General features: G+C 71.4%; 4 protein-coding genes. All 4 read left to right on the forward strand.

Annotated features, from left to right (window positions below; all coding sequences use genetic code 11):
• Window positions 1–799 (forward strand): ATP-binding SpoIIE family protein phosphatase (locus GA0115259_RS31530; protein ID WP_161230515.1); only part of this gene is annotated, 799 nt, incomplete at its 5' end.
• 128 nt (window positions 800–927) lie between these two features.
• On the forward strand, window positions 928–2,427 hold the full coding sequence (locus GA0115259_RS31535) for an amidohydrolase family protein (RefSeq protein ID WP_093603306.1): 1,500 nt from the start codon (window positions 928–930) through the stop codon (window positions 2,425–2,427).
• Window positions 2,424–3,536: a M20 family metallopeptidase gene (locus GA0115259_RS31540; protein WP_237540633.1), complete on the forward strand. Its 1,113-nt coding sequence runs from the start codon at window positions 2,424–2,426 to the stop codon at window positions 3,534–3,536. Before GA0115259_RS31535 ends, GA0115259_RS31540 begins: the two co-directional genes overlap by 4 nt.
• Before the next feature lie 145 nt (window positions 3,537–3,681).
• Window positions 3,682–4,316, forward strand: a 635-nt coding sequence (locus tag GA0115259_RS31545) for a GNAT family N-acetyltransferase (protein WP_093603312.1), incomplete at its 3' end; no start/stop codon positions are given.

The raw sequence follows: 4,316 nt of genomic DNA on the forward strand, positions 1-4,316 counted from the left end.
CGGACCCCCCTGCCTGTACGCGGTCTACGATCCGCTCACCAGCCGCTGCACCCTGGCCAGCGCGGGACAACCACCGCCGGTGCTGATCGGTCCCGAAGGCCCCGCCCGGCTGATCGACGTCAACGCGGGACCGCCTCTCGGAGTCGGCGGCGTACCCTACGAGTCCAGCACCTTGGAGATCGAACCGGGCAGCATTCTCGCTCTCTACACCGACGGGATACTCGGTCTGAAACCGTACGCCGGCCGCGACGGGATGCGACGCCTCCAGGACGAGATCGCCCTCCAGGCGCGTTCGCACAGGTCGCTGGACGAGATCGGGCAGGCGGTCCTCGGCGACGCCCACGAAGGGCCGTCACGCGACGACATCACCTTGCTGCTGTCCCGTATGCGTCGGCTGCCGGCGGACAGTGTGCGGAGCTGGATATTCCCGGCGGACCTGAACGCGGTCTCCGAGGCCCGCGCCGTGGCCGGACACCAGCTCTCCGCCTGGAGCCTGGGCGATATCGCGTTCACCACGGAGCTCGTGGTGAGTGAACTCGTGACCAACGCCATCCGCTACGCGGGCGGCCCGGTGGAACTGCGGCTGATCCGGGACGGAACCCTGATCTGCGAGGTCACCGATCCGAGCAACACACAGCCACGCCTGGTCAGGGCCGCCGACACCGACGAGGGCGGACGCGGACTGTTCATCGTGGCCCAGTGCACCACCCGCTGGGGCTGCCGCTACGGCCGCAGAGGCAAGACCATCTGGACCGAACTGCCGCTCGCCGAGAACCTGACCGGCCCGCCGATCTCGTAATTCGTCCGGGCGCATGGACGGGCCGCCATGGATTCGTCGGCTCGGACGAACGGCGGTGCCGAGTCCCCTCCTAGGGTCGGCTGGAGCAACAGGCGGGTGCTCCCGTACCTCCTTGAGGAGATGAAGGCATGCAGACACTCTTGCGTGGCGGCCGTGTCATCGATCCGGGCACCGGGTTCGACGGCGTCGCCGACGTGCTCGTGACCGACGGTGTCGTCAGCGCCGTGGCCGCCGGGCTCGCCGCACCGCCCGGGTGTGCGGTCGTCGATGTCGCGGGCCTGGTCGTCGGCCCCGGGTTCATCGATCTGCACAGCCATGTGCACTCGATCGCGGGACAGCGCCTCCAGGCCATGGACGGCGTGACGACGGCGCTCGACCTGGAAGCCGACCTCATGCCCATCGAGCGGGCGTACGCCGACGCCGCCGCGGCCGGGCGCCCGCTGCACTACGGCTTCTCCGCCTCGTGGGCCGCCGCCAGGGCGCAGGTGCTCGTCGGCACCGAGCCCGACGCGCGGATCGAGAGGGCCCTCGCCGTCCTGGGAAACCCCGGATGGCAGCGCTCCTCGTCGGACCGTGAACTCGCCGAGTGGCTCGCCCTGTTGGAACGTGACCTGGCCGCCGGAGCGCTCGGCATCGGCGTACTCCTCGGGTACGCGCCCAGCAGCGAGCCCCGCGAGTTCCTCGCCGTCGCGCGGCTGGCCGCGAAGGCCGGCGCGCCGACGTACACACACGTACGCGAACTGCTCGAGATGGATCCCGGCACGCCCTTCGACGGCTCCGAGGAGATCGCCGTCGCCGCGGCCGAGACCGGTGCGGCGATGCACCACTGCCATGTGAACAGCACGTCGGGCCATCACATCGACCGCGTGCTCGACGCTCTGGACCGCTCGCGGCGGTCCGGCTCGCGTGTGACGGTCGAGGCATATCCGTACGGCGCGGGCAGCACGGCGATCGGAGCCGCCTTCATCGACGCCGGACGGCTGAAGATGAAAGGTCTGTCCCCGTCGAGCGTCGTGCTGCTCGAAACGGGAGAACGCGTCGCGGACGAAGGCCGTCTGCGGCAGCTTCGGAACAGCGACCCCGCGGCGCCCGTCATCCTGGAGTTCCTGGACGAGGAAGACCCGCGCGACCTGGCGCTGCTGCACAGCGCGCTCGCCTTCCCGGACGCCATCGTCGCCAGCGACGCGATGCCCGTGTCCTGGAAGGACAGTGGGAGGAAGGGCGGGAGGGACGGCAGCCACGAAAGCACCGTGTGGCCGCTGCCGCCCGGCGGGACGACGCACCCGCGCACCGCGGGGACGTTCGCCAAGACGCTGCGCGTGATGGTGCGCGAGAGGGAGGTCTGGGACTGGCCGGAGGCGTTCCGGCGGTGCTCCCATCTGCCGGCGCGCGTCCTCGACGAGGTGGCACCGGGCGCGCGGGCGAAAGGGCATCTCGGTGTCGGCGCGGACGCCGATATCGTCGCCATCGACCCCGCGGCGATCACCGATGCCGCGACCTACGCCGACCCGACCCGCCCGTCGGTCGGCGTGCGGCATCTGCTCGTCGCCGGTGTGCCGGTCGTCAGCGCGGGCGAGTTGCGGACCGACGCGTTTCCCGGGCAGCCGCTGCGGGGTGAGCCGCGATGACGGCGATGCCCGCCGGTATGTCCGTACGGGACCTGCTCGCGGACATCGAGGCCCTGGTGCGGTGCGAGTCGCCGTCGTCCGACCACGAAGCCGTCGCCCGCAGCGCGGACGCCGTGACGGCGCTGGGCCGCAGGCTCCTGGACGCCGAACCCGATCGCATCGTGATCGACGGCGTGACGCATCTGAGGTGGCGGTCCGGCGGGACACCGCGCGTCCTGCTGCTCGGGCACCACGACACGGTGTGGCCCGTGGGATCGCTGGAGACCCACCCGTACTCCGTACAGGACGGAGTGCTGCGCGGGCCGGGCTGCTTCGACATGAAGGCCGGCGTCGTGATGGCCCTGCACGCCGCCGCGGCCACCGGAAACCCGGCGGGGCTCTCGATCCTGGTCACCGGTGACGAGGAGATCGGCTCGCCGTCGTCGCGGCGCCTCATCGAGGAGGAGGCCCGCGGCTGCGACGCGGTGTTCGTGCTGGAGGCGTCGGCCGACGGCGGAGCCCTGAAGTGCCGCCGCAAAGGCGTCTCCCGCTACCAGGTCGATGTGGAGGGCCGGGCCGCGCACGCCGGGCTCGAACCGGAGAAAGGTGTGAACGCCGGAGTGGAGATCGCCCACCAGATCCTCGCACTGGCCGCGCTCGCCGACCCGGAACGCGGCACGACCGTCGTGCCGACCGCGCTCACCGCCGGTACGACGGCCAACACCGTTCCCGCCCGCGCCGGTGTGGAGGTCGACGTCCGGGTGTGGGACGAGGCGGAACAGTCGCGGATCGACCGGGCCGTACGGGAGCTTCGTCCGGTACTGGCGGGGTCGCGGATCCGGATCTCGGGCGGCGTCAACCGCCCGCCCCTCCAGGCGGAGACGTCGTCGGCGCTGTTCGGCCTCGCCACCTCGCTCGCGGCCGGACTGGGCCTCGGCGAGCTCACCTCCGCCGCCGTCGGTGGCGCGTCGGACGGGAACTTCACCGCGGGCCTGGGAGTCCCCACGCTCGACGGCCTCGGCGCCGTGGGAGGCGGGGCGCACGCGGACCACGAACATGTCGTCGTCGCAGAACTGCCCCGGCGTACAGCGCTGCTCGCCGCCCTCATCGAGGCTGTGCTCGCGAAGTGAACTCCGCGGCGAATCGTGCGTCGGATCCCCCGGCGAACCCCGTCGCGAGCCCCGCGGTGAACTCCGTGCGCCACGACGAACGGGGCGACTGTTTCTGGTGCGGCACCACGGTGACATACCCGGCAGGTCCGGAAAGGATTGTTCCGTGACACAACTCGTGACGAATGCGACAGGCATGGTCTCACCGGCCATGAGAGCGGACGCGGTGGCCGCCGCGACCTCGGCCGCCGCGGCATCGAAGGTGGAGATCAGGGATCTGGCCGAGGTGTCCGAACTGGCCGCGGTCGCCGCGCTGTTCGCCACGATCTGGCAGCCGGGCGCCGGCTCAAAGCCGGTGACGACGGAGCTGCTGCGGGCCATGGCCGCGTCGGGGAACTATGTCGCGGGCGCGTACGAGGACGGCGAACTCCTCGGAGCCTGCATCGGATTCTTCGGCAGCCCGGCGAAGGCGAGCCTGCACAGCCATATCGCCGGCGTGTCGTCGCGCGGACTGGGCCGTGGCATCGGGTTCGCACTGAAACTGCACCAGCGCGCCTGGGCGCTGTGCCAGGACGTCTCGCTGATCACCTGGACGTTCGATCCTTTGGTGCGGCGCAACGCGCACTTCAACCTGGCCAAGCTCGGCGCCCGCCCGGCGCGGTATCTCCCGGACTTCTACGGGCCGATGCGCGACGGCATCAACGGATCGGGCGACACCGACCGGCTGATGGTCCACTGGGAGCTCACCAGCCCCGCCGTGTCCGCCGCCTCTCTCGGCAGGCCCGTCCCGGCCGACGCCAC

The organism is Streptomyces sp. MnatMP-M17, from assembly GCF_900091995.1.
In the GTDB taxonomy this organism is placed as follows: domain Bacteria; phylum Actinomycetota; class Actinomycetes; order Streptomycetales; family Streptomycetaceae; genus Streptomyces.

What these genes read in the sequence shown, in the direction of transcription:
- GA0115259_RS31535 (WP_093603306.1), top strand. Translation starts at nt 928, where the DNA reads ATGCAGACACTCTTGCGTGGCGGCCGTGTCATCGATCCGGGCACCGGG.
- GA0115259_RS31540 (WP_237540633.1), top strand. Translation starts at nt 2,424, where the DNA reads ATGACGGCGATGCCCGCCGGTATGTCCGTACGGGACCTGCTCGCGGAC.